Origin of the sequence: Nostoc sp. CALU 1950 (genome assembly GCF_051172895.1) — a bacterium.
Lineage (GTDB): Bacteria > Cyanobacteriota > Cyanobacteriia > Cyanobacteriales > Nostocaceae > Nostoc > Nostoc edaphicum_A.
Map to the genome: position 1 here is coordinate 1 of NZ_JBDNJQ010000287.1, position 4,359 is coordinate 4,359.

The 4,359-nt window shown below is 44.8% G+C and carries 5 protein-coding genes; 1 reads left to right on the forward strand and 4 read right to left on the reverse strand.

From position 1 onward, the window contains the following. Nucleotides 1-307 precede the first annotated feature (307 nt). The 4 genes from ABF638_RS36790 to trxA all read right to left on the reverse strand — a co-directional run bounded on the left by ABF638_RS36790 (nt 308) and on the right by trxA (nt 3,877). Nucleotides 308-973, reverse strand: coding sequence for a nitroreductase family protein (locus ABF638_RS36790; protein ID WP_435027687.1), 666 nt, complete (start codon nt 971-973; stop codon nt 308-310). 180 nt (nt 974-1,153) lie between these two features. Further along, a complete protein-coding gene (locus ABF638_RS36795; protein WP_435027688.1) occupies nt 1,154-2,266 on the reverse strand; it encodes an alkene reductase in 1,113 nt (370 codons plus the stop codon). Between the two features lie 178 nt (nt 2,267-2,444). Beyond that, nucleotides 2,445-3,239: an SDR family NAD(P)-dependent oxidoreductase gene (locus ABF638_RS36800; RefSeq protein WP_435027689.1), complete on the reverse strand. Its 795-nt coding sequence runs from the start codon at nt 3,237-3,239 to the stop codon at nt 2,445-2,447. Nucleotides 3,240-3,553: 314 nt separating this feature from the next. Then, entirely contained in the window at nt 3,554-3,877 is a 324-nt protein-coding gene (gene trxA, locus ABF638_RS36805) for a thioredoxin (RefSeq protein WP_012412473.1), read from the reverse strand. An 80-nt stretch (nt 3,878-3,957) separates the two neighbouring features. On the opposite strand from trxA, the gene ABF638_RS36810 reads away from it, so the two are divergent. Next, nucleotides 3,958-4,308 carry an ArsR/SmtB family transcription factor gene (locus tag ABF638_RS36810; protein ID WP_435027690.1) on the forward strand — a complete coding sequence of 117 codons (351 nt, stop codon included), beginning with the start codon at nt 3,958-3,960 and terminating at the stop codon, nt 4,306-4,308. Nucleotides 4,309-4,359: the final 51 nt, after the last annotated feature.

Genomic DNA, 4,359 nt, shown 5'->3' on the forward strand with positions numbered 1-4,359 from the left:
AATCGCCGTCTCTACAAAGGACTGATTATTGTAGAGACGGCGATTCATCGCGTCTTTTGTCTTAACCGAACAGTATTGGGAGTGGTGGAGCAGAGAGCAATATCTATAATTTATCGAGTAGGTATAAATAGGACTCATGAATGACTATTAAAGACTCATTCACGAGTCTTTGAGCTTCGTCGATGAACCTCAGAGCTTTGTCGGTAAAGCTCAGAACTTCGTCGGTGAGTTTTTGAACTCCATTAATGAGGCTCAGAACTCGACTTTTTTACCTCTTGCTTTATGCCCCATACCAATTTAGGAAAAATTACCCTGCATAAGGGTTGCCAATTCTATCCACAGAGACGTTGGAGGAGAATGGCAGACGACCTGGATTTAAGCGTGGTTCGGCTGCATAACCAACAGGAACAACAACAGCGATCGCTAAATCTGGATTATCCCCAGCCCCAATGACTTGCTTTACCTGATCCTCAACCCAACCGTTCATAAAACAAGTGGATAATCCCAGACTTTCTGCTGCTAACACCAAATGGGTAGCGGCAATGATGGCATCTTTGATGGCATATTCGCGTCGCTTGTCGCCTAGCCCAGCTTGAAATTGCGGGATGGCGGCTTTGAAATAGTTTACCGTGCCTTCATTCCATGCTCCAGTTTCGGCAGCTTGCTCTAGAATTGGGGTTAAGTTTTCTTCACCCGCATTAGGATCGGCGGCAAACACAAAGGTTACAGGTGCTTGGACAATTTGCTGTTGATTCCACGATGCTGCTGCTAGTGCGGCCTTTTGTGCGTCATCTTGCACAAGAACAATTTGCCATGACTGGATATTAAAGCTGCTGGGCGCTGCCACAGTCAACTCCACTAGTTGCTTGAGTAGTTCTGGGGCGATGGGGTCTGTTTTAAAAGTTTTGATGGAACGACGTTTAGCGATCGCACTCGGTACATCTAAAGGTTGGGTTTGGGTGATAGGACTCATGAGATTCTCCTGATAGTTGAGTGATGACCAAATAATTCGTAATTCCTAATTAGGATACAAGCCAATATATTTATTCATAAAACAAAAATAAAAATTATTTCTTGTTTCAGAACAAACAACTTGCCTACACCCATATAAGGCACAGCCATAAAGTCATAATTACGAATTACGAATTACGAATTACGCCTTAGCTACAGGCTCACTAGCAGCCGACCAAAATGGGTAATCTGTATATCCCTTTTCATCGCCACCATAAAAGGTTGCTTCATTAGGTTCATTTAGTGGCGCATTTAAAGCCAAGCGTCGGGGTAAATCAGGATTTGATATAAATAATGTGCCAAAGGCAACTAAATCTGCTGCTTTGTTTGCCAGTACAGCATCGCCTTTTTCACGGGTATAACCACCATTGACGATGAGTGTACCTGTAAAGCGATCGCGGATATGACTAGTGGGTACAATTACTCCGCCATGTCTAATATCTGCTTCTGTGGCTTCATAAAGATGCAGATATGCCAAATTAAACTGGTTCAATGCTTGAGCAGCATAACCGAATGTCTCCAGGGGATTGGAATCACCCATATCGTTAAAAGTTCCACTAGGAGAAAAACGTACCCCTACCCGGTTAGAATCCCATACACTAGTTACCGCCTCCGTCACCTCCAACAAGAATCGAGTCCGATTCTCAATGGAACCCCCATATTTATCTGTACGTTGATTGGTGCGATCGCGGAGAAACTGATCTATTAAATAACCATTAGCTGAGTGAATTTCTACCCCATCAAACCCAGCTGCTAGGGCATTTGCTGCTCCCTGACGGTACTGTTCTACTATCTGGGGTATTTCTGAAGTTTCTAAAGCACGGGGAGTTACAAAGGGTTTTGGCCCTTCATAGGTTGCAGCCTCACCTTTCGCAGCGATCGCAGAAGGCGCCACAGGTAAAGCTCCATTCGGTTGTAAGTCTGGGTGAGAAATTCTGCCTACATGCCATAGTTGCAGAAAAATTCTTCCTCCCTCCTGATGTACGGCATCAGTTACTAACTTCCATCCTTCCACCTGTTCTGATGAATGAATTCCTGGTGTAGCGGGATAGCCCTGTCCTTCAGGAGTTACCTGGGTTGCTTCCGCAATAATCAGTCCCGCGGAAGCACGTTGAGTGTAGTAAGTAGCATTAATTTGGTGTGGTACGTTTCCTTGGCTTGCCCTGTTTCGGGTTAAGGGTGCCATCACTATCCGATTAGGTAATTCCAGATTTCCTAATTGGTAAGAAGAAAATAAGTTGATATCAGTTGTCATGGGTTATATCTCCAAATTATTTTTATTCATTGAGAATTGGGCATAGTTATTCCCCAGTCCCCAGTCCCTAGTAATACCAATTTGAAAAAAGAATGCGACAAGTAGACCATTTGTAGAGACGCGATTCATCGCGTCTTTACCCAAGGATGTGTTGCAATCATTAATTTAATTGGTATAACTAAACAATCGACCGAATAACACCACCATCTACCCGCAAAGCTGCACCATTTGTTGCTGATGCTACGGGACTAGAAAGGTAAACTACGATCGCTGCTACTTCTTCATTAGTTGCAAAGCGTTTGATTAAGGAACTTGGACGCACATTTTGAAAAAACTCAGCCTCAACTTCCGTTGGACTAATCCCACGTTCCTGCGCCAGGTTGACAATAAACTCTTCAACGCCCTCTGAGCGGGTTGGCCCTGGTAGGACTGAGTTTACCGTGACTCCAGTCCCGATTGTCATTTCTGCTAGACCTCGCGCAATGGCTAGCTGCGCTGTCTTAGTTGTGCCATAGTGAATCATTTCTACTGGGATCTGAATAGCAGATTCACTGGAGATAAAAATTATCCGCCCCCAGTTTTGCTCTAGCTGCTTTCGCAGATATTGCCGACTCAAACGGACTCCACTGAGGACGTTAACCTCAAATATATTTAACCAGTCTTCATCAGTAATATCAAAGAAGGTTTTTGGCTCATAAATACCAACATTGTTTATGAGGATATCAACGTGGGGAACCTCTTGAAAGAGTTTCTCTACCCCTGATGCAGTGGCTGCGTCAGCAACAACACCAGAAACTTTCGCGTCGGGTATACTTTGCTTAATTTTAGCGATCGCTTGGGTTACTCTTTCTTCAGACCGACCGTTGACAATTACTGATGCACCCTCTTGAGCTAGCTCAAGAGCGATCGCAAAACCAATACCTGCGGTTGAGCCACTCACCAGTGCGGATTTACCCTGTAATTTCAAGTCCATTTCGCTCTTTCCCCGTTAGTTGAAACAGAATGATCTGGGACTGGGGACTGGGGACTGGGGACTAGTACAGCACGGCGGAAATAAACCACCCATTCCCAATCAACAAAACCCTTACGCTGTCTTCATTTTTAATTTTTAATTCCGCCTTGCGGTACTAGGTACTAGAGACTGGGGACTTTGACAAGGAGAAAAGTCTGAGCGCCGACTTCCGGCGCTCGTAACTTTGGAGGGAGAAAGGGAACAAAAAATATTGAAGAAGTCTCTCCCTAATCCCCCAGTCCCCAATCCCCAGTCCCCAATCCCCTCCACTTAAATTAAAGATGCTGTGCTAAGGTCTTATTCAAGGTAGTTTTTGGGACTGCCCCTACGACAGTATCGACCTGGCGACCACCCTTAAAAACCATCAGCGTCGGAATGCTGCGAATTCCATAATGGCTGGCGACAGTAGGATTTTGATCTGTGTTCAGCTTCACAAATTTTACCTGTCCTTCGTATTCAGCAGCAACTTCATCGACGACTGGGCCCACCATCCGGCAAGGGCCGCACCACGGTGCCCAAAAGTCCACTAATACCGGAATTTCACTTTCCAAAACTTCTTGCTTGAATGTGGCTTCTGTGACGTTTGTAATGGATGACATAAATTGCCTTCCTAGTTAATTCTATAATTCGATAATATCGAATAATAAAAATATATGCCACCTGATGAGATAATGCAACTATGAGATTCCTTTATCATCCAGATAGAAAAAATATTTCTTTACCGGGCGTGTTGTATGCATTGGGCGATCCGGTGCGGCTAGAGATTGTGCGGTTGTTGGCGACTGAGGGAGAACAATGCTGTGCGAGATTTGATTTTGCGATCGCTAAGTCTACCATGTCCAATCACTTCAAGATTTTGCGGGAGTCGGGGATGGTCTTTACACGAAAAGAAGGGACACAGCACATTAACATCCTGCGGCGTGAAGATTTAGAGGTACTGTTTCCAGGGTTACTGGATGCGGTATTGAAAGCTGCTCAACCATTGCCTGTTGTCCCTGCGAGTGCTAAACAAACAGCTTCAAGGATCTAGGGCGTGTCATCAATTAGGTAAACTTGAGTAGGTAATGCTTGGGATAAGCCA

Excerpts from the sequence above, each read along its gene's own strand:
- ABF638_RS36790 (WP_435027687.1), bottom strand. The coding sequence starts at position 973 with ATGAGTCCTATCACCCAAACCCAACCTTTAGATGTACCGAGTGCGATC.
- ABF638_RS36795 (WP_435027688.1), bottom strand. The coding sequence starts at position 2,266 with ATGACAACTGATATCAACTTATTTTCTTCTTACCAATTAGGAAATCTG.
- ABF638_RS36800 (WP_435027689.1), bottom strand. The coding sequence starts at position 3,239 with ATGGACTTGAAATTACAGGGTAAATCCGCACTGGTGAGTGGCTCAACC.
- trxA (WP_012412473.1), bottom strand. The coding sequence starts at position 3,877 with ATGTCATCCATTACAAACGTCACAGAAGCCACATTCAAGCAAGAAGTT.
- ABF638_RS36810 (WP_435027690.1), top strand. The coding sequence starts at position 3,958 with ATGAGATTCCTTTATCATCCAGATAGAAAAAATATTTCTTTACCGGGC.